General features: G+C 65.0%; 26 protein-coding genes and 1 tRNA gene. 21 read left to right on the top strand and 6 right to left on the bottom strand.

Annotated features, from left to right (window positions below; all coding sequences use genetic code 11):
• Positions 1–91: 91 nt before the first annotated feature.
• Entirely contained in the window at positions 92–922 is an 831-nt protein-coding gene (locus tag VGN46_RS15235) for an outer membrane protein assembly factor BamD (protein ID WP_331644683.1), read from the bottom strand.
• Positions 923–991: 69 nt separating this feature from the next.
• Here VGN46_RS15235 and rluD point away from each other — a divergent pair, with 69 nt between their 5' ends.
• Positions 992–1,969 carry a 23S rRNA pseudouridine(1911/1915/1917) synthase RluD gene (gene rluD / locus VGN46_RS15230; protein WP_331644681.1) on the top strand — a complete coding sequence of 326 codons (978 nt, stop codon included), beginning with the start codon at positions 992–994 and terminating at the stop codon, positions 1,967–1,969.
• Positions 1,970–1,973: 4 nt separating this feature from the next.
• Positions 1,974–2,738, top strand: a complete 765-nt coding sequence (gene pgeF, locus VGN46_RS15225) for a peptidoglycan editing factor PgeF (RefSeq protein WP_331644680.1) — start codon at positions 1,974–1,976, stop codon at positions 2,736–2,738.
• A 123-nt stretch (positions 2,739–2,861) separates the two neighbouring features.
• Here the strand turns inward: pgeF and otsA are convergent, their stop codons facing one another.
• Complete coding sequence (otsA, locus tag VGN46_RS15220; protein ID WP_331644678.1) at positions 2,862–4,277, bottom strand: alpha,alpha-trehalose-phosphate synthase (UDP-forming); 1,416 nt, start codon at positions 4,275–4,277, stop codon at positions 2,862–2,864.
• Between the two features lie 17 nt (positions 4,278–4,294).
• On the bottom strand, positions 4,295–5,059 hold the full coding sequence (gene otsB, locus VGN46_RS15215; RefSeq protein ID WP_331644676.1) for a trehalose-phosphatase: 765 nt from the start codon (positions 5,057–5,059) through the stop codon (positions 4,295–4,297).
• Between the two features lie 172 nt (positions 5,060–5,231).
• Between otsB and clpB the strand changes: the two genes are divergently transcribed.
• From clpB to queC, 19 genes are all read left to right on the top strand, one after another.
• Entirely contained in the window at positions 5,232–7,814 is a 2,583-nt protein-coding gene (gene clpB, locus VGN46_RS15210) for an ATP-dependent chaperone ClpB (RefSeq protein ID WP_331644674.1), read from the top strand.
• Positions 7,815–7,988: 174 nt separating this feature from the next.
• Positions 7,989–8,297, top strand: coding sequence for a zinc ribbon domain-containing protein (locus VGN46_RS15205; RefSeq protein WP_331644672.1), 309 nt, complete (start codon positions 7,989–7,991; stop codon positions 8,295–8,297).
• 140 nt (positions 8,298–8,437) lie between these two features.
• Positions 8,438–8,980 (top strand): DUF3011 domain-containing protein, encoded by a 543-nt coding sequence (locus tag VGN46_RS15200; protein ID WP_331644670.1) that lies wholly within the window; start codon positions 8,438–8,440, stop codon positions 8,978–8,980.
• A gap of 146 nt (positions 8,981–9,126) precedes the next feature.
• Entirely contained in the window at positions 9,127–10,899 is a 1,773-nt protein-coding gene (aspS, locus tag VGN46_RS15195) for an aspartate--tRNA ligase (protein WP_331644668.1), read from the top strand.
• Between the two features lie 19 nt (positions 10,900–10,918).
• A complete protein-coding gene (locus VGN46_RS15190) occupies positions 10,919–11,557 on the top strand; it encodes an alpha/beta hydrolase (RefSeq protein WP_331644666.1) in 639 nt (212 codons plus the stop codon).
• A gap of 150 nt (positions 11,558–11,707) precedes the next feature.
• Positions 11,708–12,454 carry a YebC/PmpR family DNA-binding transcriptional regulator gene (locus VGN46_RS15185; protein WP_331644664.1) on the top strand — a complete coding sequence of 249 codons (747 nt, stop codon included), beginning with the start codon at positions 11,708–11,710 and terminating at the stop codon, positions 12,452–12,454.
• A 44-nt stretch (positions 12,455–12,498) separates the two neighbouring features.
• The gene (gene ruvC / locus VGN46_RS15180; RefSeq protein ID WP_331644662.1) at positions 12,499–13,020 is read left to right on the top strand and encodes a crossover junction endodeoxyribonuclease RuvC; all 522 of its coding nucleotides are present in this window, start codon (positions 12,499–12,501) and stop codon (positions 13,018–13,020) included.
• Complete coding sequence (gene ruvA, locus VGN46_RS15175) at positions 13,017–13,613, top strand: Holliday junction branch migration protein RuvA (RefSeq protein WP_331644660.1); 597 nt, start codon at positions 13,017–13,019, stop codon at positions 13,611–13,613. The genes ruvC and ruvA overlap by 4 nt, the downstream gene beginning before the upstream one ends.
• 8 nt (positions 13,614–13,621) lie before the next feature.
• Positions 13,622–15,514, top strand: coding sequence for a potassium transporter Kup (locus tag VGN46_RS15170; RefSeq protein ID WP_331644689.1), 1,893 nt, complete (start codon positions 13,622–13,624; stop codon positions 15,512–15,514).
• Positions 15,515–15,664: 150 nt separating this feature from the next.
• Positions 15,665–16,705: a Holliday junction branch migration DNA helicase RuvB gene (gene ruvB / locus VGN46_RS15165; RefSeq protein ID WP_331644658.1), complete on the top strand. Its 1,041-nt coding sequence runs from the start codon at positions 15,665–15,667 to the stop codon at positions 16,703–16,705.
• Complete coding sequence (ybgC, locus tag VGN46_RS15160; RefSeq protein ID WP_331644656.1) at positions 16,702–17,100, top strand: tol-pal system-associated acyl-CoA thioesterase; 399 nt, start codon at positions 16,702–16,704, stop codon at positions 17,098–17,100. Before ruvB ends, ybgC begins: the two co-directional genes overlap by 4 nt.
• A gap of 39 nt (positions 17,101–17,139) precedes the next feature.
• Positions 17,140–17,823: a protein TolQ gene (tolQ, locus tag VGN46_RS15155; RefSeq protein ID WP_331644654.1), complete on the top strand. Its 684-nt coding sequence runs from the start codon at positions 17,140–17,142 to the stop codon at positions 17,821–17,823.
• A 16-nt stretch (positions 17,824–17,839) separates the two neighbouring features.
• Positions 17,840–18,280 (top strand): protein TolR, encoded by a 441-nt coding sequence (gene tolR, locus VGN46_RS15150; protein ID WP_331644687.1) that lies wholly within the window; start codon positions 17,840–17,842, stop codon positions 18,278–18,280.
• Entirely contained in the window at positions 18,267–19,208 is a 942-nt protein-coding gene (locus VGN46_RS15145; RefSeq protein ID WP_331644652.1) for a cell envelope integrity protein TolA, read from the top strand. The genes tolR and VGN46_RS15145 overlap by 14 nt, the downstream gene beginning before the upstream one ends.
• Before the next feature lie 113 nt (positions 19,209–19,321).
• Positions 19,322–20,638: a Tol-Pal system beta propeller repeat protein TolB gene (tolB, locus tag VGN46_RS15140; RefSeq protein WP_331644650.1), complete on the top strand. Its 1,317-nt coding sequence runs from the start codon at positions 19,322–19,324 to the stop codon at positions 20,636–20,638.
• A gap of 254 nt (positions 20,639–20,892) precedes the next feature.
• Positions 20,893–21,402, top strand: coding sequence for a peptidoglycan-associated lipoprotein Pal (gene pal / locus VGN46_RS15135; protein WP_331644648.1), 510 nt, complete (start codon positions 20,893–20,895; stop codon positions 21,400–21,402).
• A complete protein-coding gene (gene ybgF / locus VGN46_RS15130; RefSeq protein WP_331644646.1) occupies positions 21,402–22,244 on the top strand; it encodes a tol-pal system protein YbgF in 843 nt (280 codons plus the stop codon). Before pal ends, ybgF begins: the two co-directional genes overlap by 1 nt.
• A 4-nt stretch (positions 22,245–22,248) precedes the next feature.
• Positions 22,249–22,941 (top strand): 7-carboxy-7-deazaguanine synthase QueE, encoded by a 693-nt coding sequence (gene queE, locus VGN46_RS15125; protein WP_331644644.1) that lies wholly within the window; start codon positions 22,249–22,251, stop codon positions 22,939–22,941.
• 20 nt (positions 22,942–22,961) lie between these two features.
• The gene (gene queC, locus VGN46_RS15120) at positions 22,962–23,645 is read left to right on the top strand and encodes a 7-cyano-7-deazaguanine synthase QueC (protein ID WP_331644642.1); all 684 of its coding nucleotides are present in this window, start codon (positions 22,962–22,964) and stop codon (positions 23,643–23,645) included.
• 46 nt (positions 23,646–23,691) lie between these two features.
• On the opposite strand, the gene VGN46_RS15115 is transcribed toward queC, so the two are convergent.
• From VGN46_RS15115 to VGN46_RS15105, 3 genes are all read right to left on the bottom strand, one after another.
• The gene (locus tag VGN46_RS15115) at positions 23,692–24,105 is read right to left on the bottom strand and encodes a hypothetical protein (RefSeq protein ID WP_331644640.1); all 414 of its coding nucleotides are present in this window, start codon (positions 24,103–24,105) and stop codon (positions 23,692–23,694) included.
• A gap of 130 nt (positions 24,106–24,235) precedes the next feature.
• A tRNA-Lys gene (locus VGN46_RS15110) sits at positions 24,236–24,311 on the bottom strand.
• Positions 24,312–24,370: 59 nt separating this feature from the next.
• The gene (locus VGN46_RS15105; protein WP_331644638.1) at positions 24,371–25,315 is read right to left on the bottom strand and encodes a DedA family protein/thiosulfate sulfurtransferase GlpE; all 945 of its coding nucleotides are present in this window, start codon (positions 25,313–25,315) and stop codon (positions 24,371–24,373) included.
• Between the last annotated feature and the right edge of the window lie 17 nt (positions 25,316–25,332).

Raw genomic sequence — 25,332 nt, 5'->3', positions numbered from 1 at the left:
CGCGCGATGGGTGCTCGCCGTAACCCCATCGCGCGCAAGCGCGCTCCTACAGGGGTTCGCATAAAAAAGCCGGCTTTCGCCGGCTTTTTTCTTAGTGGTGTCCCGAGAACGGGATGGCCTTGCGCCAGATCGACGGGTGGTGCGGCCAGTTCGGGTCCGTGAGGTACGGGTGGTCCGGGTAATTCAGGGCCAGCACCTGGCGGGCCTGGTCGGCCAGCGGCTTGCGGTCCAGGGCCAGGTAGCTGCGGGTCATGATCGCCAGGGCGTCGGCCGTTTCCGGCGACTGCTGGTAATGCTCGACCACATACTGGGCGCGGTCGGCCGAGGCGATATACGACTTCGTCCGCAGGTAGTACTCAGCGACGTGGATTTCGAACTGCGCCAACTGGTTACGCAGGTAAATCATGCGCTGGCGGGCATCGGTCGCATAGGCGCTGTTCGGGTATCGACGGGTCAGCTGGCTGAAATCGTCGAACGCGGTCAGGTTGAAACCCTGGTCGCGGCGGGTGGCGCCCGTATCGTCGCCATGCTGGAAATAACGCTCCAGGAACCCGGTGGTGCGATCAAAATTGATCAGACCACGCAGGTAGAAGGCATAATCAGCATGCTTATGGGTCGGGAACGTCTTGATGAAGCGGTTAATCGTCGAGTACGCGTCATCCGGCTTGTTGTCTTTGTACTGCGCGTACGCCAGCTCGATCTGGCTCTGTTCGTTGATATCACCGGACGGGAAGCGCGCGATAAGGCGCTGGTAGGCCTTCTCGGCTGCGGAATAGTCAGAGTGTTCCAGCGAGTCGTGCGCGTTCGCATAGAGTCGGTCGATCGGCATGGTGTCGATCGTTTCCTTCTTGCTGCGGAACATCGAGCAGGCGCTCATCGTCATGACGAGGACGAGCAGAATGGTGATTTTAGTTGCACGCATTGAGAGAGTTCGGATGCTTGAGCGAATGGGCATGATAGCTGAAACCGGCCCCCGGCCGGGCGAGGCTGTATGACGACGGTACGACACGAGGCCACGGTGCCGCTAACGGCCGCAGGACGGCGTTTCGACCAGTCTTTGGCCGAGATGTTCCCCGATTACTCCCGATCCCGCCTTACGGCCTGGATCAAGGACGGCAAGGTGTTGCTGGATGGCGCTCCCGTGGCGCCACGCACGCTGCTGCACGGCGGGGAATCGGTGGTCCTGGAGGCGGAGCTGGCCAGCGAGGTGGGCGATGCCCAGCCCGAGGATATCGCCCTGAACGTCGTCTACGAGGACGACGATGTCATGGTGATCGACAAGCCGGTGGGCCTGGTCGTGCACCCCGGCGCCGGTAATCCGGCCGGAACGATGCTCAACGCCTTGCTGCACCGGCTGCCGGCCCTGGCCGAGCTGCCCCGCGCCGGCATCGTCCACCGCCTGGACAAGGACACCTCGGGCCTGATGGTCGTGGCCAAGACCATCGCCGCCCAGACGGCGCTGGTCACCATGCTGTCCCGCCACGATGTGCACCGCCAGTACGAGGCCGTGGTGCTGGGCACCATGGTGGCCGGCGGTACGGTCGATGAGGCCATCGGCCGGCACCAGCACGATCGGCTGAAGCAGGGTATCCGCGACGTCGAGCAGGGTGGCAAGGAGGCGGTGACCCACTACCGCGTCCGCGAGCGTTTCCGTGGCCACACTGTGCTGCAATGCCAACTGGAGACCGGCCGTACGCACCAGATCCGCGTGCATATGGCGCATATCGGCCATCCGCTGGTCGGTGACCAGCTCTACGCAAACGGTCTGCGCCTGCCGCGCGGTGCCAGCCAGGAGCTGATCGACGCCCTGCGTGGCTTCCGCCGCCAGGCCCTGCACGCGGAGAAGCTCGCCTTCGAGCACCCGATCACGGGTGAATACCTGGAGTTCGAGTCGCCGCGGCCACCGGATCAGGACGCCCTGATCGAGGCCCTGCGCGCGGACACGGTCCTGAACCCGATCGAGGATTGAGCGAATGGCCGACGCCTGGATCCGCCCGGACTGGACGGCGTCCAAGGGCGTCGACGCCGCGGTCTCCACCCGGCAGGGCCCGGGCGTCTCAGCCGGGCCCTATGGCCGGCTGAACCTTGGGCTGCGCTCGGGGGATGACGTCATGGCCGTGGCGGCGAACCGGGCCGCGGTGGTCACGGCGCTGGGGCTTCCACGCGAGCCCCTCTGGCTCCGCCAGGTTCACGGTACGGACGTGGCCGAACGACCAGAGAGCCCGGGTAGCCCGGTGACAGGCCCGTCGGCCGGCGACGAGGAACCGGTGGCTGACGCCGCCGTGGCCCGTGGTCCCGGCCAGGTCCTGGCCATCCTTACAGCCGATTGCCTGCCGGTGCTGTTCGCCTCGGCGGATGGGCAGACGATTGGCGCCGCCCACGCGGGTTGGCGCGGGCTGGCGGCCGGGGTTCTCGAGAACACGGTGAAGGCCATGGATGCCGAGGGCATCCAGGCCTGGCTAGGCCCTGCCATTGGCGGTGCCTCGTATGAGGTGGGCGAGGAGGTCCGCGAGGCTTTCGTCGCGCATGATCCCGGCTCGGCTGAGGCATTCGTGGCCACCCGGCCCGGCCACTGGCTGTGTGACCTCTATAGCCTGGCTCGCCGCCGGTTGGCTTCCGTGGGTGTCACCCACGTCAGCGGTGGCGGATTCGACACGCTGACCGACGCGCGGCTGTATTCGTATCGGCGAGATGGTGCGCAGAGCGGGCGATTTGCGTCGCTTGTCTGGACCAGATAGCCGCGTCACCGCTACGTAGGCTGATCGCGTGCAAGCACGCTCCTACAAGGTTTGCGCGCGGTCGCGCACAAGAGCCTGCGCAGATCTTGTGTAGGAGCGCGCTTGCGCGCGACCGGTAACCCCTCAGGGCGCGGTCATCGGCGTCTGCACGTAAATCTCAGGCTTCACCTTCGGCGGCTCCATCAATGCGTGAAGGAACAGGTTCCGCCAGTGGGTGATGTCGTTGCGCTCGAGCACGTCCATCATCGATTGCCAGCGCATGCGCCGTTCCTTCAGCGGCATTTCCAGCGCGCGTTTCAGCGCCTCGGAGACTTCATCCAGGTCCGAAGGGTTCACCAACAGGGCCGCATCCAGCTCCTGGGCCGCGCCGGCGAAGCGGGAAAGCACCAGCACGCCGGGATCCTGGGGATCCTGACAAGCCACGTACTCCTTCGCCACAAGGTTCATGCCATCGCGCAGCGGCGTGACCAGGCCGACCTTCGCGACGCGAAAATAGCCTGCCAGCACCTTGTGGCCAAAGGACTTGTTCACATAGCGGATCGGCACCCAGTCCGGTTCGGCGTACTGGCCGTTGATATGCCCGGCGCTGCGCTCGAGTTCGCGGCGTAGCGAGCGGTACTCCGGGACATCGGAACGCGACGGCGGGGCGATCTGCAGCAGGGAGACCCGCCCGCGCATGTCCTTATGGTCGCGCAGCAGGCGCGCGAAGCCTTCGAAGCGCTCCGGCAAGCCCTTGGAGTAGTCCAGGCGGTCCACGCCGATGATCAGCGCGCGGTCGTCGATAGATGCCTTCAGCTTGGAGACGGCCCCACTGTCCTCCGCGCGGTGGGCCAGCTCCACGGCTTCCGCCGTGTCGATGCTGATGGGGAACACGCCAGCGCGAAAAATACGGCCGTTGGCGGCGCGGATGCGGCCGCCCGTTCGCATCGCGGCGCCCAGCTCATGCAGGAAATAATCCTCGAGTGCGCGCAGGTCGCGCTGGGTGTGCAGGCCGACCAGATCGTACGAGGCCAGCGGCTCCAGCAGCTCGCGGTGGCGGGGCAGGGTGATCAGCAGGCCCGCCGCCGGTAGCGGCGTATGCAGGAAGAAGCCGATCCGGTTCTCCACACCCAGCTCGCGCAGCATCGCCGCCAGCGGGATCAGGTGGTAATCGTGCACCCAGACGATGTCGTCCTTCTTCAGCAACTTCGCGACGCGGCGCGCGAAGATCCGGTTCACCCGGAGGTAGCCCTCGAGATGGTCACGGCGGTAATCGACCAGGTCGGCGCGGTAGTGGAACAGCGGCCACAGGGCCCGGTTAGCGAAGCCACTGTAATACTCGTCGTGGTCGGTCTTGGACATGTCGATCGTGGCGTAGGCAATGTTGCCTTCTTCCACCTCGTGCAGCTCCTTGCCGGTTTCGGCAGCGATGTTGCCGCTCCAGCCGAACCACAATCCCCCCATCTCCTGCAGCGCCGCGTTCATGGCTGACGCGAGGCCGCCGGTCTGCGTCTGTTTCGGCAGCGCCACGCGGTTAGAAATGACGACCAGTCGGCTCATCGTTTGCCTGCGGCTCCCTATGTCAACATGGATTTCACTTTATCCAGCCAAGCATGGACATCGGCCGGGCTAGACAATGTGAACGCGGCGTATGACGGCGTTCTTGCACCAATACGAACCGACATGCCGCCACGTGCGTTCACCACCACGAAGGCGTGCTCGTCGGTCAGGTCATCGCCGAGGTACACCGGGTGCCGGCCCTGGAACGGGGCTTCCTCAAGAAATGTCGCCACCGCGACACCCTTATCCATGCCGCGTGGCTTGAACTCGCACACGTGGTTTCCCGGCTGAAGCTCGAACCCAGGGAACATCGCCGCGATCGCTGGCGCCAGCCGCTCTACCGTCGGGCCGTGCTCGGGATGCTCGCGCCAGTGCAGCGCTACCGACCAGCTCTTATCCTCGACCCGCAGGCCGGGCAAGGCTCTTGCCGCGCTGTGCACGGCTTCGCGGAGCCGGGCCAGCTCGTCGCTATCAACCGGCATGAGGGTAAGGTTGCCATCGGCAGCGCGACGCTCCAGTCCGTGTTGCCCGGCCGCCGCCCAGCCGGGGCGTTGGAAAATCCGGTCGAGCCCTTCGATCGGCCGCCCGCTGACCAGGGCCAGCGCGCCGCCGAGTGCATCGTGCAAGGCATCCAGGGTGGCCAGCAGGCCGTGCGGCAGCGCCACGTCTTCCGGATCCTCGGCGAACGGCAGCAGCGTCCCGTCGGCATCGAGGAACAGGGCCGAGCGCTGGTCGACGCGGTCAGCGTCGGGCGCGGGCAGGGGGGTGTGGCGTTCGGTCACGGCAGCTCCATCCAGCAGGTTTCTCCCGAGGATGCCTCCCCGATAGTAAAAAAACGGAGATGAACACGATCGCTGTACTGTTGAAGGCGCACGATCTCACCCGCATCTGTGACACCAGAGGCGGCTACGGGGAGGGCCCGGGGCACGCCAGAACCTTTGGGAGAGACCATCGATGCGCATGGATAAACTTACCTCGCGTTTCCAGCAGGCGCTGGCCAACGCACAGTCGCTGGCGGTTGGCCGCGACAACAATATCCTCGAGCCTGCCCACGTGTTGCTGGCGCTGCTCGACCAGCAGGGCGGGTCCACCGGCCCGCTGCTCACCCAGGCCCAGGTCAACGTACCGGCGTTGCGCCAGCGTGTGGCGGAAGCGGTCGATCGCCTGCCGCGGGTTAGCGGCCAGGAGGGCAGCATCAGCGTCGGCAACGACCTCAACCGCGTGCTCAACCTCACCGATAAGCTGGCCCAGCAGCGCGGCGACCAGTTCATCGCGAGTGAGCTGTTCCTGCTTGCCGCCCTGGAAGACCGGGGTGAACTCGGCGGCGCGCTGAAGGGTGCCGGCGCCACGAAAGAGCGCCTCGAAGCCGCGATCGACAAGCTGCGCGGCGGCGAAAAGGTCCAGTCGGAGAACGCCGAGGAGCAACGCCAGGCCCTGGAGAAATACACGATCGACCTGACCGAGCGCGCTGAAAGCGGCAAGCTCGACCCGGTCATCGGCCGCGATGAAGAAATTCGCCGCACCATCCAGGTCCTGCAGCGCCGCACCAAGAATAACCCCGTGCTGATCGGCGAGCCCGGCGTCGGCAAGACGGCGATCGTGGAGGGCCTGGCCCAGCGCATCATCAACGGCGAAGTGCCCGAGGGCCTGCGCGACAAGCGCGTTCTCTCACTGGACATGGGCGCGCTGATCGCCGGTGCGAAGTTCCGCGGCGAGTTCGAGGAGCGCCTGAAGGCCGTGCTCAACGACCTTTCCAAGCAGGAAGGCCGGGTCATCCTGTTTATCGACGAGTTGCACACCATGGTGGGTGCAGGCAAGGCCGATGGCGCCATGGATGCAGGCAATATGCTCAAGCCCGCGCTCGCCCGCGGTGAGCTGCATTGCATTGGCGCGACCACGCTCGATGAATACCGCAAGTACGTCGAGAAGGATGCCGCTCTGGAGCGTCGTTTTCAGAAAGTCTACGTGGGCGAACCCAGCGTCGAAGACACCATCGCGATCCTGCGTGGGCTCAAGGAACGCTACGCCGTGCACCATGGCGTGGAGATCACCGATCCGGCCATCGTCGCCGCGGCGACGCTGTCATCGCGCTACATCCCCGATCGCCAGCTGCCCGACAAGGCCATCGACCTGATGGACGAAGCGGCATCGCGCATTCGCATGGAAATCGATTCCAAGCCGGAGGAGCTCGATCGCCTCGAGCGCCGCCTCATCCAGCTCAAGATCCAGCGCGAGATGCTGAAGAAAGAGCAGGACGATGAATCAAGGCAGCGTCTTGCCACGCTCGAAGCCGACATCGAAAAGCTCGATCGCGAGTTCTCCGACCTCAACGAAGTCTGGAAATCAGAGAAGGCGACCTTGCAGGGGGCCACGAAGATCAAGGAGCAGATCGAAGCCGCTCGCCTCGAGCTGGAGGCTGCGCAGCGTCGGCAGGATTTCGCGAAGATGAGCGAGATCCAGTACGGCCGACTGCCGGCGCTGGATCAGCAGCTTGCCGATGCGCAGAAGGTCGAGCGCCAGGATTTCACCCTGTTGCAGGATCGCGTCACCGCGGAAGAAATCGCCGAGGTAGTTGCGCGCTGGACCGGTATTCCCGTGTCGAAGATGTTGGAGGGTGAGCGCGAAAAGCTACTGCACATGGAAGACGCGTTGCATGGGCGTGTCGTCGGCCAGGATGAAGCTGTTCGTGCGGTGTCCGATGCGATCCGTCGCGCGCGCGCCGGCTTGTCCGACCCGAACCGCCCCTATGGCTCGTTCCTCTTCCTTGGCCCCACGGGCGTGGGAAAGACCGAATTGTGCAAGGCGCTGGCCGATTTCCTGTTCGATACCCAGGACGCCATGGTCCGCATCGACATGAGCGAGTTCATGGAGAAGCACTCCGTAAGCCGCCTGGTCGGCGCGCCTCCGGGCTATGTCGGGTATGAAGAGGGTGGCTATCTCACCGAGGCGATCCGTCGCCGTCCGTACAGCGTGATCCTGCTGGATGAGGTGGAGAAGGCGCATCCGGATGTGTTCAACATCCTGCTGCAGGTGCTGGATGATGGGCGGCTCACCGATGGCCAGGGTCGCACGGTCGACTTTCGCAACACCGTTATCGTCATGACCTCGAACCTGGGTTCCAACGTGATCCACGAGCAGGCCGGCGACAGCGAGGCGGATTACCTGCAGATGAAGGCCTCCGTGCTCGGCGTGGTGCAGGCCCACTTCCGTCCGGAGTTCATCAACCGCCTTGACGACCTCGTGGTGTTCCGCCCGCTCGACAAGAAGCAGATCCGCTCGATCGCGCGGATCCAGCTGAGCTACCTGTCGAAGCGACTGGCCGAGCGCCAGCTCGGGCTGGATATCAGCGATGCGGCGCTCGATTTGCTCGGCAGCGCCGGTTTCGATCCGGTCTATGGTGCAAGGCCGCTCAAGCGGGCGATCCAGGTCCAGCTCGAAAACCCGCTGGCGCAGAGCATCCTGCGTGGCGAGTTCTCACCGGGACAGACCATCCGGGTCGATTCCGACGGGAACCACATCCGGTTCTCCGCCGCGTAATCGCCAGACCCATCGCGTGCAAGTACGCTCCTACAAACGACCTGCGAAGGCCCCTGTAGGAGCGCGCTTGCGCGCGATCACACCACGACGGTCCTGCCCCGTGTAGGAGCGCGCTTGCGCGCGATAGCCCCAACTCCCCGATAATGACCGGCTAAAGCATCCCCGGACCCCGCCATGCCCATCTACGAATTCCAGTGCCAGGCCTGTGGCCACCGCTTCGACCGCCTGCAGAAGATGTCGGACCCCGATCCGGAGACCTGCCCGAGCTGCGGCGAGCCGCGCGTGGGCCGTATGCTAAGCGCGCCGCAGTTCCGCTTGGCCGGCGGTGGCTGGTACGAGACCGATTTCAAGAAAGACGGGGACAAGAAGAAAAACCTGGTGGAGGGCTCATCGGGTGCGCCTGCGGCGACGCCGGCGCCGGCTGCTGCGCCTGCTCCCGCGCCTGCTCCGGCCCCGGCATCGGGTGCTAAATCCGGGGACTGACGGTGCCGGACCCATCGCGCGCAAGCGCGCTCCTACAGGGGCTGCACGCGATGGCAACGATTTCCTGCGATCCGTTCAATCAGCGTTGCGGATCCTTCCGATAGTTTTTGCGACACCTCGATCGAAAGGACACACCGGCCGTGAAACGCCTGCTTGGAATGGTTGCAATGCTCGCCCTTGGCGCGGGCCTGTTCATGGCCCCGCCTGCCGCGCACGCCCAGCGTGGCGGCGACACCGTCAATTGCTATAGCGACAACGGCAAGCGCTCGTACTGCCGCGTGCCGTGGCGCGATGCGCGGCTGATCCGCCAGGATTCGAAGACGGCCTGTATCCGTGGCCGCACATGGGATATCGATCGCGGCGGCCTGTGGGTGGATGACGGCTGCCGGGGCATCTTCCAGGAGGCTGGTGGCTGGGGCGGCGGTGGCCGCCCGGGCTGGGGGGATGATGGCCGGCCGGGCTACGGCGGTGGCCGCCCGGGTTACGGTGGCGGTGGCCAGATCTTCGACTGCGAGTCTAAGGACAATAAGCGGGTGTTCTGCCGCTTGCCGATTGGCCGGGGCGCGCGTCTGGTCGAACAGCTCTCGAAGAACGATTGCCGCGAGGGCTATTCCTACGGGTTCACCCGGGATGGCATCTGGGCGGACCGGGGTTGTCGCGGGAAGTTCGATATCGGGCGGTAAGGGGTAGCGAGGTTCCTGGCGCGGTTGCCGGGCGCTTCGTTGGCTTTTCGCGCGCGAGCGCGCTCCTACATGGCCTTATGGAGACCCCGGGTCGTGGTACGATCCGGGGTCTTTTCTTTTGCATTGCACCGCGGAGCCCCAAGCGCATGCGCACCCATTTTTGCGGCCTCATCGATGAGTCCCTGGTCGGCCAGGAAGTCACCCTGTGTGGCTGGGTCAACACCTTGCGCCTGCAGAGCCACGTGGCTTTCGTCGACCTGCGCGACCATGAGGGCATCGCCCAGGTCGTGATCGAGCGCGAAAATACCGATGCCTTCACCGTGGCCGGCGAGCTGGGTTACGAGTACGTCATCAAGGTGACCGGCCAGATCCGCAAGCGCCTGTCGGTGAACGACAAGCTGAAGACCGGCACCATCGAGCTGCTGGCCGACAAGGTCGAGATCCTCAACGCCGCGCGCGACCTGCCGTTCGCGCTGCACGAGAACCCGAACGAGGATATGCGGATGACCTACCGCTACCTCGACCTGCGCCGCCCCGAGATGCAGAAGCTGATGCGCACGCGCACGGCGCTGGTCCGTGAGCTACGCCGCTATCTCGATACCGCGGGGTTCCAGGATATCGAGACCCCGATCTTGACCAAGGCCACGCCCGAAGGCGCACGTGACTACCTTGTGCCCAGCCGCGTGCATCCGGGCCAGTTCTACGCGCTGCCGCAGTCGCCGCAGCTGTTCAAGCAGATCCTGATGATGGCCGGCTTCGACCGCTACTATCAGATCGCCCGCTGCTTCCGTGACGAAGACCTGCGCGCCGACCGCCAGCCGGAATTCACCCAGCTCGACCTTGAGTTCGCCTTTGTTGAAGAGCGTGATGTGCAGGGCTTTGTCGAGAACCTGATCCGCCACGTCTTTCGCGAAGTGCGCGGCGTCGAGCTCGATGCCACCTTCCCGCGCATGACCTATGAAGAGGCCATGCGCCGCTTCGGCTCGGACAAGCCCGACCTGCGTATCGCGCTGGAACTCACCGACATCGCCGAAGCGGTGAAGCACGTGGAATTCAAGGTCTTCGCCGATCCGGCCAATGACCCGGCGGGCCGCGTGGCCGCGCTGCGCGTCCCGGGGGCTGCCGATCTGTCGCGCAAGGATATCGACGTGCTCACCGAGTACGCCGGCCGTTACGGCGCCAAGGGCCTGGCCTGGCTGAAGGTGGATGACCTGGCCAAGGGCCGCGAGGGCATCAACTCGCCGGTTGCCAAGTTCCTCGACGATGCTGCGCTCAACAAGGTGCTGGAGCTGACCGGCGCCGGCAACGGCGACATCGTGTTCTTCGGCGCCGGCCGCTGGAAGGTCGTCACCGATTTCATGGGCGCCTTGCGCCTGAAGCTGGGCCGCGACCGTGGCCTGGTCGAAAACAGCTGGAAGCCGCTGTGGGTCACCGATTTCCCGATGTTCGAGTGGGACGAAGAGGAAAAGCGCTTCGTGGCGCTGCACCACCCGTTCACTGCCCCGAATATCGATGACATCGCCGATCTGCGCGCCAACGCTGCCGTGGCACTGAGCCGCGGTTACGACATGGTGCTCAACGGCAACGAGATCGGCGGCGGTTCCATCCGTATCCACCGCCCGGAGATGCAGAGCGCGGTGTTCGAGCTGCTGGGCATTGGCCCGGACGAGGCCGAGGCGAAGTTCGGCTTCCTGCTCAAGGCACTGCGCATGGGCGCGCCGCCCCACGGTGGCCTGGCCTTCGGTATCGACCGCATCGCGGCCCTGATGGGCGGCACCGAGTCGATCCGCGACGTCATCGCCTTCCCCAAGACCACCAGCGCGCAGGACCTGATGACCGACGCCCCGTCGGCGGTCTCGGCCCCGCAGCTAAAGGAACTGCATGTCCGCGTCGATGCCGCGGAGCCGTTGAAAGTCTGACCGCTGTCCTTCGAAACCGATGAATGCCGTATTGCCCGATGTGATCCTGCTCCACGGCCTGTGGATGCGTGGCTTCGCCATGGCGATGTTGCACCGGCGCCTGCGTGAGGAAGGTTTCAACGTCCATCAGTTCGAGTACATGAGCGTGGCCGCGCCGCCTGAACAGGCGATCGCGCGGCTGCGCAAGCGGATCCGGGCCCTCGCCCCTGGCCCGGTTCACGTGGTGGGCCATAGCCTGGGCGGGATCCTGGCCCTGCTGGCCTGCCGGGAGATGGACGAACCGGGTGGGCGTATCGTCTGCCTGGGTTCACCGCTCAACGGCAGCGGCGCGGCCCGTGGCCTCACCCACCACTGGGGTGGCGATGTGCTGCTGGGCCGTTCCCGCGAGTTGCTGGCGCACGGGCTGGACCACTGGGATGGATCGCGCGAGGTCGGCATGATCGCCGGCCGCCAGCAGGTCGGCCTGGGTTCGCTGCTCGGCGACGTGGGCGACCAGCATGATGGTTCGGTCGGCGTGGAAGAGACCCGCCTGCCGGGCCTCACCGCCCACTGCATCCTCGAAACCAGCCACACTGGCATGCTGGTCTCCGCTGACGTAGCCCGCCAGGCCGCGTTTTTCCTCAGGGAAGGCCGCTTCGATACTCCCCTCATCCCCTGACCGCACTGCCCCTTGTAGGAGCACGCTTGCGCGCGATGGGTGCTCGCCACGCGCCCCATCGCGCGCAAGCGCGCTCCTACAGAAACACGTTGCGCTCCAGTTCCGTTAGAATCCCGCCCCTGTCTATCTGGTTAGGTCCGGGAAACGCTCATGGGTAGAGGCCCGTCCATCGAAGGTCGCAAGAACGCCGAAGACGCCAAGCGCGCCAAGGTATTCACCAAGCTGATCCGCGAAATCACCATTGCTACCCGTGGCGGCGTGCCCGACCCCAACGGCAACCCGCGCCTGCGCGCGGCTGTCGACAAGGCCCTGGCCGCCAACATGACCAAGGACACCATTGAGCGCGCGATCAAGCGCGGCTCGGGCGCCGATGGCGGCGCCGATATGCACGAGATGCGCTACGAGGGCTACGGCCCGGCGGGCACCGCGCTGATCATCGATTGCGTCACCGATAACCAGACCCGCACCGTGGCCGACGTGCGCGCCGCGCTGACCAAGCTCGGCGGGAACATGGGCACCACCAATTCGGTGGCGTTCCAGTTCACCCGCGTGGGCCAGGTCGTGATCCACACCGGCGGCGATGCCGATGTGGAAGCGAAGCTGGAAGAGGCCGCGATCGAGAACAACGCCGAAGACATCGTGATCGCTGATGGCGTGGGCACCGTTTTGCTCGCCGCCGACCCGATTGCCGTTGAGGAGATGCGCAAGGCGATGGTCGCGGCTGGCTTCGAAGTGGAAAGCTCCGACGTGGTCATGCACCCGAATGGCCCGCTGGTCACGCCCACGGGCGAGGCCCTGGAGCAGTTCCAGAAGCTGCTCGCCCGCCTGGATAGCCTCGACGATGTGGATGAGGTCTACCACAACGCCGTGCTGCCGCAGGACGCGGACGACGAGTAAGGCCCCGGCCTTGCCCGCACCGCACGCGATCCGCTTTCGCCGCCATGACACGAATCCTCGGCATTGACCCGGGCAGCCAGCGCACGGGTGTCGGAATTATCGACGTCGCCGAGAACGGCGCCCTGGTCCACGTCTGGCACGGCGCCCTGGTGATCGGGGGGGAGGCCACCTTCCCCCTGCGCCTGAAACGCATCTTTGACGAACTTTGCGCCATCATCGGCACGCACGGTCCGGCGGAAGCCGCGATCGAGCGTGTCTTCATGGCGCGCAACGCCGATTCGGCCCTGAAACTGGGCCAGGCGCGTGGCGCGGCCGTGTGTGCCGTGGTCAGCCAGGGAATCGTCGTGCACGAATATGCAGCGACCGAGGTCAAGCAGGCGGTGGTCGGTACCGGCCGCGCCGACAAGACCCAGGTCCAGCACATGATCGGGATGATCCTCGGCCTGAAGGGTCCGCTGCAGGCGGATGCGGCCGACGCGCTGGCGATCGCGATCGCCCATGCGCATACCCGTTCCAGTATTGAACGCGTGGGTATCCCGCGCACGGCATGGAGACGTCGCCGATGATCGGCCGCCTGCGCGGAACCCTGGTTAGCAAGCAGCCGCCCTCGCTTCTCATTGAAGTGTCGGGTGTCGGCTACGAGGTCGATGCGCCCATGTCGACCATCTACGACCTGCCGGCAACCGGCCAGGAAGTCATCCTGCTCACCCACTACGCGGTACGCGAAGATGGTGTGTCGCTGTACGGCTTCCTCCGTGATGCCGAGCGGGCGATGTTTCGCAACCTGCTGAAGGTCAGCGGCATCGGCGCGAAGATCGCGCTTGCCGTGCTTTCGGGGGTCTCCACTGACGAACTGTCGCGCCTGGTGCATGCCGGTGACGTGGTGGCACTTACCAAGATTCCCGGCATTGGCAAGAAGACCGCCGAACGCATGGTGGTGGAACTGCGCGATCGCGTGGATGCGGTGGGCGTGCGCCTGCCGGCGGGTAACGGTGGCGCCGCCGCCCCGGTCGATCCGGTGGGCGAGGCCACGGTGGCGCTGCAGCAACTCGGCTACAAGCCGCCCGAGGCCACTCGCCTCGTTAGTAAGGTGGCCGCTGAAGGCGATACCGCCGAAGCCATCATCCGCAAGGCGCTGCGCGCCGCGCTGGGAAGCTGATCATGGGCATGTCCCACGCTGAAGAATTACGCAACGCGCACGGCAAGAAGCTGGCGAAACTGGCACTGGGCGCCATCGGTATCGTGTTCGGCGATATCGGCACGAGCCCGCTGTACACCATGAAGGAAACCCTGGGTACGCACGGCATGACGCCACAGCCCCTGGCGGTGCTGGGTGTGCTTTCGCTCATCTTCTGGTCGCTGCTGATGGTGATCTCGCTGAAGTACGTCACCTTCGTGATGCGTGCGGATAACAAGGGCGAGGGCGGCATCATGGCGCTGATGGCCCTGGCCCAGCGTAGCGTGGCGGGGTCGCCGCGCACGCGTTGGGTGCTGGCGGCGATCGGTATCTTTGGCGCCTCGTTGTTCTATGGCGATGGCGTGATCACGCCGGCCATGTCCGTGCTCTCGGCGGTGGAAGGCCTGGAAGTGGCCGCACCGACGCTGGATACGTACGTATTGCCGATCTGCCTGGTGATCCTGTTCGTGTTGTTCGCGATCCAGCGCCACGGTACGGACCTGGTCGGCAAGGCCTTCGCGCCGGTGATGGTCGCGTGGTTCATCGTGCTGGCCATCCTTGGCGTTCGCCAGATCGCCCAGCACCCACAGGTGTTGTTCGCGTTGAACCCGTACTACGCCGTGAAATTCTTCACCGAGCACGGCATGCAGGCATTCATCGCCCTCGGTGGCGTGGTGCTGGCGCTCACGGGCGGTGAGGCGCTGTATGCCGACATGGGCCACTTCGGCAAGAAGCCGATCCGCATGGCCTGGTTTTTCTTCGTCCTGCCGGCCCTGTTGCTGAACTACTTCGGCCAGGGTGCGCTGCTGCTGCATGACCAGACCGCGATCGAAAACCCGTTCTACAAAATGGTGCCGGAGAACCTCCTGTACCCGATGATCGCGTTGTCCACGGCAGCCGCGGTCATTGCGTCGCAGGCCGTCATCTCGGGCGCGTTCTCGATGACCCGCGAAGCCATGTCGCTGGGCTACTCGCCGCGCATGGCCGTCGTGCATACCTCGCGCGAGATGTCCGGGCAGATCTTCGTGCCCTGGATCAATCGCCTGCTGCTGGTGCTGGTGTTCGTCGCGGTGATCTTCTTCCGCTCCTCGAACAACCTTGGCGCCGCTTACGGTATTGCCGTGACCGGCACCATGACCATGACCACGCTGCTGGCGCTGGTCGTGGCCAAGCGTCGCTGGAACTGGCATTGGTCGGCGGTCATCACCGTCGGCGTCATCTTCCTGGTCACCGACCTGGCGTTCTTCGGCGCCAATGCGCTGAAGATCGCCCACGGCGGCTGGTTCCCGCTGGTGCTCGGCGTGGTGATCTTCACCATGATGACCACGTGGCGGCGTGGCAGGGACCTGGTGGTGCGCGAGATCAAGCAATCCGGCCTCGCGCTGGAGCCCTTCGTGGCCAACATCGCCGACCACCCGCCGCTGATCGTGCCGGGCACTGCGGTGTTCCTCACGGCGAACCAGAACAGCGTGCCGCATGCCATGCTGCACAACCTCAAGCACAACAAGGTGCTGCACGAGCGCAACGTGCTGCTCACCGTGGAAATGCTGGAAACGCCGGTGGCCGATTACGAAGAGCGGATGGAAGTGCTCGAGTTCGGCAATGGCTTCTATGGCCTGCAGCTGCGCTACGGTTTCGCCGAGGATCCGAACATTCCGCAGTCGCTCTCTCGGGCCAGTTCGCTCGGCCTCGATTTCGACATGATGGACACCACGTTCTTCCTCTCGCGCGAAACGATCGTGGCGGATGTCCGTCGCCCGGGCATGGCCCTTTGGCGCGACAAGCTGTTCGCCTTCCTTGCCCGTAACGCGCTGCCCGCCACTGCGTTCTTCCAGATCCCGGGTAACCGCCTGATCGAGCTGGGCGCGCAGGTCGAGATCTAGTCGCGTGCGCGGATCGCGCGCAAGCGCGCTCCTACAACCGCCGCTCTGTCTGTAGGAGCGCGCTCGCGCGCGACCCGGCAAGACCCCATAGCACCTGTAGGAGCGCGCTTGCGCGCGATCCGGGCTGGCGTGGCATGCCATAATGCCGCTATGTCCGAGCACCGCATCATCTCTTCCGCCGCCGCCATGGATGACGAGGCGCTGGAAGCCAGCATCCGCCCGAAGCGCCTGGCCGAATACCTCGGCCAGCAGACGGTGCGCGAACAGATGGCCATCTATATCGAGGCCGCCCGTCGTCGCGGCGGTGCGCTCGACCATGTCCTGATCTTCGGGCCGCCTGGCCTGGGCAAGACCACGCTCTCGCATGTCATCGCCAATGAGCTCGGGGTCAATGTCCGTTCCACCTCGGGCCCCGTCCTCGAGCGCGCCGGTGACCTGGCCGCGCTGCTGACCAACCTCGAGGCCAATGACGTCCTCTTCGTGGACGAGATCCACCGCCTTTCGCCCGTGGTCGAGGAAGTGCTCTACCCGGCGATGGAAGACTTCCAGATCGACATCATGATCGGCGAGGGGCCGGCCGCGCGCTCGATCAAGCTGGACCTGCCGCCGTTTACCCTGATCGGTGCCACCACCCGCGCCGGCCTGCTCACCGGCCCGTTGCGCGATCGTTTCGGCATCATCCAGCGCCTGGAGTTCTATAGCGTCGACGAGCTGACCGCGATAGTGCGCCGCGCCGCGAAGATCTTCGGCATCGACTGCGACCTCGAGGGCGCGATCGAGATTGCCCGCCGTTCGCGGGGCACGCCGCGTATCGCCAACCGCCTGTTGCGCCGCGTCCGTGATTACGCCGAGGTGCGTGGCGATGGCCGCATCACCCATGAACTGGCCCGGGCGGCGACGGATATGTTGAAGGTGGATGCACAGGGCTTCGATGACCTCGATCGCCGCCTGCTCAGCACCATCATCGAGAGTTTTGAAGGCGGCCCGGTGGGCGTCGAGTCGCTCGCGGCCGCGCTCAGCGAGGACCGTGGCACCCTGGAGGATGTGGTGGAGCCCTACCTCATCCAGCAGGGTTACCTGATTCGCACGGCCCGTGGCCGGATGGCCTCGGCCAAGGCCTGGCGTCACCTGGGCCTGAACCCGCCGCCCCGCCAGGCCGCCGCCCCCGACCTGTTCCAGGACGCCCCGTGAGCCTGTTTTCCTGGCCCGTGCGGATCTACTGGGAAGATACGGATGCCGGTGGGGTGGTCTACCACGCCAATTACGTTCGCTTCATGGAGCGCGCGCGCACCGAGTGGCTACGTGCCCAGGGCATCGACCAGTTGGCCCTGCGCGAGACCACGGGCCTCGGCTTCGTGGTCCGGGACATGACCCTGGAGTTCCTGCGCCCGGCCCGTCTGGATGATGAACTCCTGGTCACCCTGGCCGTCAAAGAACGGCGTTCAGCAAGTATGCTGTTCGGTCAGGAGATCGTGCGGGGGGATACCACGCTGTTACGCGCCACGGTGCGCGCGGCATGCGTCAACCTCGACTCGATGCGCCCGGCCCAGATTCCCCCGGATCTGTTCCGCCCCGAATTCCCCTAATTACCAAGCCCCAGATACCCGGCGGAGAGCCTTCAAGCGATGAACGGTGGACTTAATATTTTCAAGCTGGTGATGGAAGCCAGCCTGCCCGTGCAGCTCGTGATGCTGCTGCTCCTGGTCTTCTCGTTCATGTCGTGGGTGATCATCATCCGCAAGTACGGCCAGCTGAAAGAAGCCCACAGCAACGCGGAAGCGTTCGAGGACCGTTTCTGGTCGGGCGCCGACCTGGCCGCCCTGTTCCGCGAAGTGGGCAATCGCGATGGCAAGCACGGCATCGAGAATATCTTCGAAGCCGGCTTCCGCGAATTCGCCCGCCAGCGCCAGCGCCGTGTTTCCGATGCCGATCGCATCACCGAAGGCACCGAGCGCGCCATGCGCGTGGCCGGTACCCGTGAGATCGGCAAGCTCGAGCAGAACCTCGAGTTCCTCGCCAACGTCGGCTCGATCAGCCCGTATATCGGCCTGTTCGGTACCGTGTGGGGCATCATGGGCGCCTTCCAGGGCCTGGGCGAAATGAAGGACGTGACCATCTCCGTGGTCGCTCCGCACATTTCCGAAGCCCTGATCGCCACCGCCATGGGCCTGTTCGCCGCCATCCCGGCCGTGTGGGCGTACAACCGCTTCGCCACCAAGGTCGAACGTGTGGCATCGCGCTACGAGGTCTTCCAGGAAGAGTTCTCCTCGGTGCTGCAGCGTCAGATCCACGCCGACGACGTCGCCTGAGCCCGCCGCCATGGCCATGCGTAACACCCACCGTCAAAAGCGGAAACTGAAGTCCGAGATCAACGTCGTGCCGTACATCGACGTGATGCTCGTGCTGCTGATCATCTTCATGGTCACCACGCCCATGATGAACCTCGGCGTCGACATCCAGCTCCCGCAGACCAATGCCAAGTCCCTGCAGGACAAGAAAGATCCGATCGTCGTCTCCGTGGACGAGCAGGGGCAGATTTACCTGACCGCCAACGGGACCAAGCGCGAGCCGGTCAGCGTCGATGATTTCACCAAAAAGATCACGGCCTTCCACGATGCCAACCCCGAGCTGCAGGTGCTCCTCGCGGGCGATGCGCGCGTGGGCTACGGCAAGGTCTACCAGATCCTCCCGATCCTCCAGGCCGCTGGCGTCTCCAAGATCGGCCTCATGAGCCAGCCCCAGTCCGCGCCGAATGGAAAACCGTAACGGTACGCCGCGCGCGGTCGTCCTGGCCGCGCTACTGCACCTGGGCATCGTGGCCTTCCTGGCCATCGCGGTGATCCCCTGCACGGACTACGAAAAGTGGGCCGAGGCCATCGGCGTGCCTGCGGAATGGAACCCGATGAAGTGCCCGGCGCCGATCATGCTGCCGGGCGAAATCATCGAGGCGACGATCGTTGGCCCCACGGGCGCCCCGCCACCCAAGGCGACCAAGGCCAAGCCGGTGCCGGATTCCACGCCGCCTCCGCCGGTCACCCCGACCCCGACTCCCCCCAAGGAGAAGGTGCCGGTGCCGACCTTGCCACCGCCGCCCAAGCAACCTGACGTGGTCGACCAGGAAAAGGTCGTCGACGATGCCGTGCAGAAGGCTGAAGACGCGAAGAAGCTGCAGGAAGAAAAGCAGCGCCAGCGCCAGGCCGAACTCGACGCCCAGCAGGAAGAAAAGAAGAAAGAGCAGCAGAAGAAGATCGACGACATCTTCAAGCAGCTCGATGCCGCCAAGGCGCAGACCAAAAAGGCGGATTCCTCGAAGAAGCAGGCCGAGCAGCAGCTGAAGGACCTGGCGAACGCCAAGGACGATGGCCGCGAGAACCTGCCCTTCGCCGAGAAGGCCCAGACCGGCCAGAACGGCAAGGATGACAGCAAGCAGGCCTTGTACATCGCGGCGATCCAGAACGCGGTGACGCCGAACTGGCTGCGCCCGGACAACACGCCCCCGGCACCTTGCATGGTCCACATCGTGCAGATCCCCGGCGGCCAGGTGCTGAGTGCCAAGGCCGACGCGAGCTGCCCGTACGATGCGGCCGGCAAGGCGTCGATCGAGAACGCCGTGCTGCGCGCCCAGCCGCTGCCCTACCAGGGCTTCGAGGACGTGTTCCAGCGCAACCTCACGTTCACGTTCAGGCCGCAATGATGTAGCCCGCCTCGCCCGGTCGCCGGGTGGGGCGGTTCAGATACGGGTCACGCTAAACGCGGCCCACACGTTAAGATTCCGTCGACGTCCCCAGCCAGGCCATGAACCCACCCATGCGCAGAACGCTTTCCCGCTTCGCTCTCCTTCTGGCGGCCATGGCCGCTTTCGTGGCCGGCCCCGCCGCCGCGCAATCGCTCAACGTCGATATCGTCGGCGGCCTCAAAACGGCCACCCCGATCGCGGTGGTGCCGTTTGCGCAGGCTGGTGGCGCCCCGCTGCCCACCGATGTGGCGGACGTGATCCGCGCCGATTTCAACCGCTCGGGCAAGTTCCGCTCGCTCGACAAGGCGGATATCGTCGAGACCCCGTCGCAGGGTTCCGACATCAAGTTCGCCACCTGGCGCCTGCTCAAGCAGGATTTCCTGACGATCGGCCGCATCAGCGATGCGGGCGGCGGCATGGTCAAGGTGGATTACGAACTATGGGACGTGAACCGCCAGCAGAGCCTGCTCGCCCAGTCGTTCACCGCCCCCACGGGTGACCTGCGTGGCGTCGCCCACCAGATCGCCGACCAGATCTATGAAAAGATCACCGGTGTCCGCGGCGCTTTCTGGACTCGCATTGCCTATGTCACCGCGGTGGGTACGGGTAACAACACCACCTATTCGCTGATCGTCGCCGACTCGGATGGCTTCAATCCGCAGGTCGTGGCCCGTTCGCGTGAGTCGCTGCTCTCGCCGGCGTGGTCGCCGGATGGCAGCAAGATCGCCTACGTGTCGTTCGAAAGCGGCAATTCGGCCGTCTATGTGCAAAACATCTCCACCGGTTCGCGTAGCTTGATCGCCGCACACCCCAAGGGCATCAACTCCGCCCCGGCCTGGTCGCCGGACGGCAGCAAGCTCGCGGTGAGCCTGTCCTACGTGGGTAACCCGGAGATCTTTATCATCGATGTCGCCAGCCACGCCGAAACCCGGGTGACCAACAACTTCGCGATCGATACCGAGCCCACCTTTACGGCGGACGGCCAGAGCCTGATCTTCACCTCGGATCGCTCCGGCAAGCCCCAGCTGTACCAGACCTCGATCTCGGGCGGTAACGCCCAGCGCCTCACTTTCCAGGGCGGCTTCAACGCCAGCGCCTCGGTCAGCTTCGATGGCAAGCAGATTGCGATGGTGCAGGGCAACGGGAACGTGTATCGTATCGCTATCATGGACCGCAGTCTGGGCGGGCAGGTGCGCTTCGTTTCCCCGGGTAACGTGGACGATTCGCCCAGCTTCGCGCCCAACGCAAGCATGCTGCTTTATGCCGCATCGCAGGGTACGCGTGGCGTCCTGTATGCGGTTTCGGCGGATGGCCTCGTGCGTCAGCGTCTTGTCCTATCGGATGGCGACGTGCGCGAACCGTCCTGGGGACCGTACCGACAGCGTTGATGGCGCGCCCGTCAGGGCTGCGACATCAACACCGTCCGGGGCAGGGCGCGGCTAAGTCCGCGCCTTTCCTGCGGGCGATAGAATAAAGGAACACCCGGTGGTCGCCCCCCAAGGCGGCCGACGGAGCGAAGGCGTAGGGTGCGGGACAGCGCCCCGTCTACGTGGAAGCAAGTACAAAAACAGCCGGTCAACCGGCGGTGTCTGTCCCGAAACCAAAAAAGACTGTCGGAACTCAACTGTTGAAGGAACGTCCCATGAATAAGACCGTTACCGTCACCCTGGCCGCTCTGCTCTGCGTGGGCGCGGCCGCGTGCGCCAAGAAGAACACCAAGCCGGCTCCGATGCCGGAACAGCAGCCGGTCGCCACGACCCAGGCCCCGACCAACGATGGCAAGTACCAGCCGTCGGATCTCGATACCGATGCCTGCCTGCGTCAGCGCGTCGTGTACTTCGATTTCGACAAGAACGACGTGAAGCCGGAATTCCAGCAGATCATCGCTTGCCACGCCAAGTACCTGCAGGATCGTCCGCAGTCGGCCATGACCCTCGAGGGTAACACCGACGAGCGCGGCACCCGCGAGTACAACCTGGGTCTCGGCGAGCGCCGTGGCAATGCCGTCTCCAGCGCCCTCCAGGCTGCTGGTGGTTCGGCTGGCCAGGTCAATGTCACCTCGTACGGCAAGGAAAAGCCGACCTGCAAGGAGCATAACGAGGATTGCTGGGCCAAGAACCGTCGCGTTGAGATCGTCTACACCGCGAAGTAATGAAGAAGTCTCTGGCTAAATGTTTCATGGCCAGGCTTGGCGTGGCGGGCGCAATCGCGTCCGCCACGCTTTTTGCGTCTGTGGCCCCGGCTCAGGATCGCCTAAGCCTCGCCGATCGCGTCGCGCGGCTCGAGCAGCAGAACCAGGCCAATTCGGGTACGACGCAACTGGTGAACCAGGTCAATGACCTGCAGCAGCAGGTGGCCCAGCTCCAGGGTCAGATCGAAGAGCTGCAGCACCAGAACCAGCAACTCCAGGATTCCCAGAAGGCGCAGTACGCGGATGTCGATTCGCGGCTGGGTCGTGTTGAAAAGGGTGGTGCGCCCGCCGGCCAGCCGGCCGCAGCTTCCGGCCAGGCACCGCAACAGGCCGCGCCCGCCGCAGGTGCTCCGCAGGCAGCTGCCCCGGCACCCGCCGCGAGCGCAGGCGGCAACAACCCGGGCGCCGCGTCGCCGGCCGAACAAGCCGCGTACGATGCTGCGTTCAAATCGCTGCGTGGCGGCGACTACGTCACGGCGTCACGCGGCTTCCGCGACTTCCTCGTGAAGTACCCGGATAGCCAGCTCGCGCCTAACGCCTATTACTGGCTGGGCGAGTCGTACTACGTCACGATGAATTATCAGGTGGCTATCGAGGCCTTCCAGCGTCTGGTCAAGAATTACCCGCAGAGCGACAAGGTCTCCGATGGCCTGCTCAAGGTGGGTTATTGCCAGATCGAACTCAAGCAGCAGGATGCTGCCGTCGCCACGCTCAAGCAGGTGACGACAAAGTATCCCGGCACCAAGGCCGCTGGCCTCGCCCAGGAACGCCTGCGCCGTCTGCAGCGCCAGACGGCCAACTGAGCCCATGAACGGTAACACCGCAATTCCGGCGGATGTTCCGCCGGCCGCTGCCGTCGCGGAGCGCCTGCGGATCACCGAGATCTTCCACTCCGTGCAGGGTGAGGCCGATGCCATCGGCTGGCCCACCGTCTTCGTGCGCCTCACCGGCTGCCCGCTGCGTTGCGTGTGGTGCGATACCGAATACTCGTTCCACGGCGGCCAGTGGCACGACATCGACGCGATCGTCGCCGAGGTCGCCAGCCATGGTGCGAAGCATGTCTGCGTGACCGGCGGCGAGCCGCTCGCGCAGAAACGCTGCCATATCCTGATGCGCAAGCTGTGCGATGCCGGCCACGAGGTTTCGCTGGAAACCTCCGGCGCGCTTGATGTCTCGCAGGTCGACCCGCGCGTGCGCAAGGTCATGGACCTCAAGGCGCCTGATTCGGGCGAAAGCGCCCGCAATCTTTGGTCCAACCTCGATCACCTGCTGCCACACGACCAGGTGAAGTTCGTGATCGCCAGCCGTGGCGATTTTGAATGGTCGCGTGACGTTGTCCGCGAACACGGCCTGGACAGCAAGGCGATGGTGCTGTTCTCCCCGGTGTGGGGCAAGGTCGGCCCGCGTGAGCTCGCCGAATGGATCCTCGCCGAACGCCTGCCCGTGCGTTTCCAGCTCCAGCTACACAAGCTGCTGTGGAACGACGCCCAGGGCCGCTGATTCCCGATCAAGGTACCCGCATGAACGCTTCGAACTCCTCCTGCAAGGCCGTCATCCTCGTTTCGGGCGGCATGGATTCCGCCGTCACGATCGCGATGGCCCGCGAACAGGGCTTCGACGTGTATGCGCTTAGCGTGGCTTATGGCCAGCGGCATAGCTCTGAACTGGAAGCGTCGGAGCGCGTGTCGAAGATGCTCGGCGCCGTGGCGCACAAGACCGTTCACGTCGACCTCCGCACCATCGGCGGCTCGGCCCTCACGGCTGACATCGATGTACCGGAAGACGGCGGCGAGGGCATCCCGGTCACCTACGTGCCGGCACGCAACACCATCATGCTTTCGATCGCGCTGGGTTGGGCCGAAGTGCTCGGCTCCAACGATATCTTCTGCGGCGTCAACGCAGTGGACTACTCCGGTTACCCGGATTGCCGCCCCGCTTTCATCGATGCGTTCCAGACGCTCGCCAATGTCGCGACGAAGGCCGGCGTCGAAGGTGCAGGTATCCGCATCCACGCACCGCTCATGCAGATGGGCAAGGGCGACATCGTCACCGAAGGCGTCCGCCTTGGCGTCGACTTCTCGGAAACCGTCAGCTGCTACCGGGCCGATGCGCAAGGCCGTGCATGTGGCCACTGCGATGCCTGCCGCCTGCGTGCGGAAGGGTTTGCAAAGGCCGGTGTGCCGGATTCGACGCGGTACGTTTAGCCCCGATGATAGGTACGCCGCCGCGTCAAACGCTGTGTCCGCCACATCACGCGCCGGATCCGGACGCGATGCGCATCATCGTGGCCACATAGGGCTGCAACAGCCACCACGCCACCCCAAGGATGGCAAGAAGAACGCCCCCACTCCCACCCAGGACCCACGCCTTCGAGGCGCCATGCGCGACCTTTTCCTCAAGCCGTGAAAGCGACTGCGCGATACTTGCAATGGACTCTTCGACGCGAGTGAAGCGATCATCGATGCGGGTGAAGCGCTCGTCGATGCGGGTGAAGCGCTCGTCGATACGATCCTCCAATTTCGTGAAGCGTGCATCGATGCGCAGCTCAAGGTTTGCGAAGCGATCATCGAACTTCGTGGAGAGCGCCTGTAGCTCGGCGCGCGTCGCCAGCTCACCCGGTGCGTGGCAGGGCGAGAGCAAGGGAGACGAAGGGTGGCGACTCATCTGGCGAACTCCGTGACTTAGGGAGTCGCTACGTTACCCGCTCAGGGTGGTCGCGAGGATGAGAATCGTGACCAACATCGACGCGGCAATGCCGATACGTGCTGTAGGGGAAGCGGAAGCATGGCGCACGTGGTGGGTCGTGACGGACTCGAACCGTCGACCTACGGATTAAAAGTCCGCTGCTCTACCGACTGAGCTAACGACCCATGCGCACGTAGCCGACTAGTTTAGTGTGCGGGGCGGGGTGGCACAACCCAAGCGCCGTTCAGGTGGCCAGAACAATCGCTTCGACGTCACGCCCGGCATCGCGCCAGGCGGTGATCCCGCCGGTCAGCGGCCGGACATTGGCGAAACCCAGCTTGGAGAGCCGTTCGGCCACCTTGGCGGCCGAAACCTCGTTCGGGCACGAACAATAGATCACTACCGACGTATCACGGGGCAGGGTGGCGAGGTCGGCGCTGGCCGTGCTCAGGTCGAATAGCTGCGAACCCGGGATGACGAACGGGTCGTCCCGGCGGTTGGACATGCTGCGCACATCGACGATGAGCGCGCCCGGGTCATTAGCCAGCAGGATCGCCAGCTCATCCACGGAAATGCGGCTCTTGCGCAACCTGGCGATCAGCAGCGTGCGGCGGATGTAGCGGAAGGTGATCCACACGACCAGGGTGATAGCTGCCAGGGTCACCAGGCCAACACCGAACTGTTTCAGCAGGGCCAGCACCGCATCGATCTGCCGGTAAAACAGCATGCCGACCGAAAGTCCCACCGAGATCCACAGGGCCGCGCCCACGAGGTCGTACACCGTGAAGCGACTGAACCGGGTGTCGCCGGCCCCCGCGATCGGTATAGCCACGAGCGAGAGGCCCGGGATGAAGCGCGACACCAGCAGCAACTTTACCCCGCGCTTCTCGAAGAACCCGCTGGCGCGGCGCACGCACGTATCCGGCGACAGCGAGATCCGGCACAGGCTATCCAGCACCCGGTAGCCATAGCGCCGGCCGGTGAGGAACCAGGCCGTATCGCCCGCGAAGGCGCCCGCGAGCGCGGCCGCGAACGTTGCCAGGATCAGGATGGGATCGCGGGCCAGCACCAGCGTGCTGCCGACAACGATGAGGGTGGGCATGGCGGGGACGGGCAGGCCGATCGCACCGGCGAACACACCAAGGAACGCCACTACCGGGGCGGTATCCGACCAGTTGACGCTCGCCACGACCGTATCCCCGGAAG

Source organism: Luteibacter sp. (genome assembly GCF_036500425.1).
GTDB lineage: Bacteria > Pseudomonadota > Gammaproteobacteria > Xanthomonadales > Rhodanobacteraceae > Luteibacter.
The sequence above is the reverse complement of the archived record's forward strand: the minus strand, read 5'-3'. Positions and strand labels throughout refer to the sequence as shown.

What these genes read in the sequence shown, in the direction of transcription:
- VGN46_RS15235 (WP_331644683.1), bottom strand. Translation starts at nt 922, where the DNA reads ATGCGTGCAACTAAAATCACCATTCTGCTCGTCCTCGTCATGACGATG.
- rluD (WP_331644681.1), top strand. Translation starts at nt 992, where the DNA reads ATGACGACGGTACGACACGAGGCCACGGTGCCGCTAACGGCCGCAGGA.
- pgeF (WP_331644680.1), top strand. Translation starts at nt 1,974, where the DNA reads ATGGCCGACGCCTGGATCCGCCCGGACTGGACGGCGTCCAAGGGCGTC.
- otsA (WP_331644678.1), bottom strand. Translation starts at nt 4,277, where the DNA reads ATGAGCCGACTGGTCGTCATTTCTAACCGCGTGGCGCTGCCGAAACAG.
- clpB (WP_331644674.1), top strand. Translation starts at nt 5,232, where the DNA reads ATGCGCATGGATAAACTTACCTCGCGTTTCCAGCAGGCGCTGGCCAAC.
- VGN46_RS15205 (WP_331644672.1), top strand. Translation starts at nt 7,989, where the DNA reads ATGCCCATCTACGAATTCCAGTGCCAGGCCTGTGGCCACCGCTTCGAC.
- aspS (WP_331644668.1), top strand. Translation starts at nt 9,127, where the DNA reads ATGCGCACCCATTTTTGCGGCCTCATCGATGAGTCCCTGGTCGGCCAG.
- VGN46_RS15190 (WP_331644666.1), top strand. Translation starts at nt 10,919, where the DNA reads ATGAATGCCGTATTGCCCGATGTGATCCTGCTCCACGGCCTGTGGATG.
- VGN46_RS15185 (WP_331644664.1), top strand. Translation starts at nt 11,708, where the DNA reads ATGGGTAGAGGCCCGTCCATCGAAGGTCGCAAGAACGCCGAAGACGCC.
- ruvC (WP_331644662.1), top strand. Translation starts at nt 12,499, where the DNA reads ATGACACGAATCCTCGGCATTGACCCGGGCAGCCAGCGCACGGGTGTC.
- ruvA (WP_331644660.1), top strand. Translation starts at nt 13,017, where the DNA reads ATGATCGGCCGCCTGCGCGGAACCCTGGTTAGCAAGCAGCCGCCCTCG.
- VGN46_RS15170 (WP_331644689.1), top strand. Translation starts at nt 13,622, where the DNA reads ATGTCCCACGCTGAAGAATTACGCAACGCGCACGGCAAGAAGCTGGCG.
- ruvB (WP_331644658.1), top strand. Translation starts at nt 15,665, where the DNA reads ATGTCCGAGCACCGCATCATCTCTTCCGCCGCCGCCATGGATGACGAG.
- tolQ (WP_331644654.1), top strand. Translation starts at nt 17,140, where the DNA reads ATGAACGGTGGACTTAATATTTTCAAGCTGGTGATGGAAGCCAGCCTG.
- tolR (WP_331644687.1), top strand. Translation starts at nt 17,840, where the DNA reads ATGCGTAACACCCACCGTCAAAAGCGGAAACTGAAGTCCGAGATCAAC.
- VGN46_RS15145 (WP_331644652.1), top strand. Translation starts at nt 18,267, where the DNA reads ATGGAAAACCGTAACGGTACGCCGCGCGCGGTCGTCCTGGCCGCGCTA.
- tolB (WP_331644650.1), top strand. Translation starts at nt 19,322, where the DNA reads ATGCGCAGAACGCTTTCCCGCTTCGCTCTCCTTCTGGCGGCCATGGCC.
- pal (WP_331644648.1), top strand. Translation starts at nt 20,893, where the DNA reads ATGAATAAGACCGTTACCGTCACCCTGGCCGCTCTGCTCTGCGTGGGC.
- ybgF (WP_331644646.1), top strand. Translation starts at nt 21,402, where the DNA reads ATGAAGAAGTCTCTGGCTAAATGTTTCATGGCCAGGCTTGGCGTGGCG.
- queE (WP_331644644.1), top strand. Translation starts at nt 22,249, where the DNA reads ATGAACGGTAACACCGCAATTCCGGCGGATGTTCCGCCGGCCGCTGCC.
- queC (WP_331644642.1), top strand. Translation starts at nt 22,962, where the DNA reads ATGAACGCTTCGAACTCCTCCTGCAAGGCCGTCATCCTCGTTTCGGGC.
- VGN46_RS15115 (WP_331644640.1), bottom strand. Translation starts at nt 24,105, where the DNA reads ATGAGTCGCCACCCTTCGTCTCCCTTGCTCTCGCCCTGCCACGCACCG.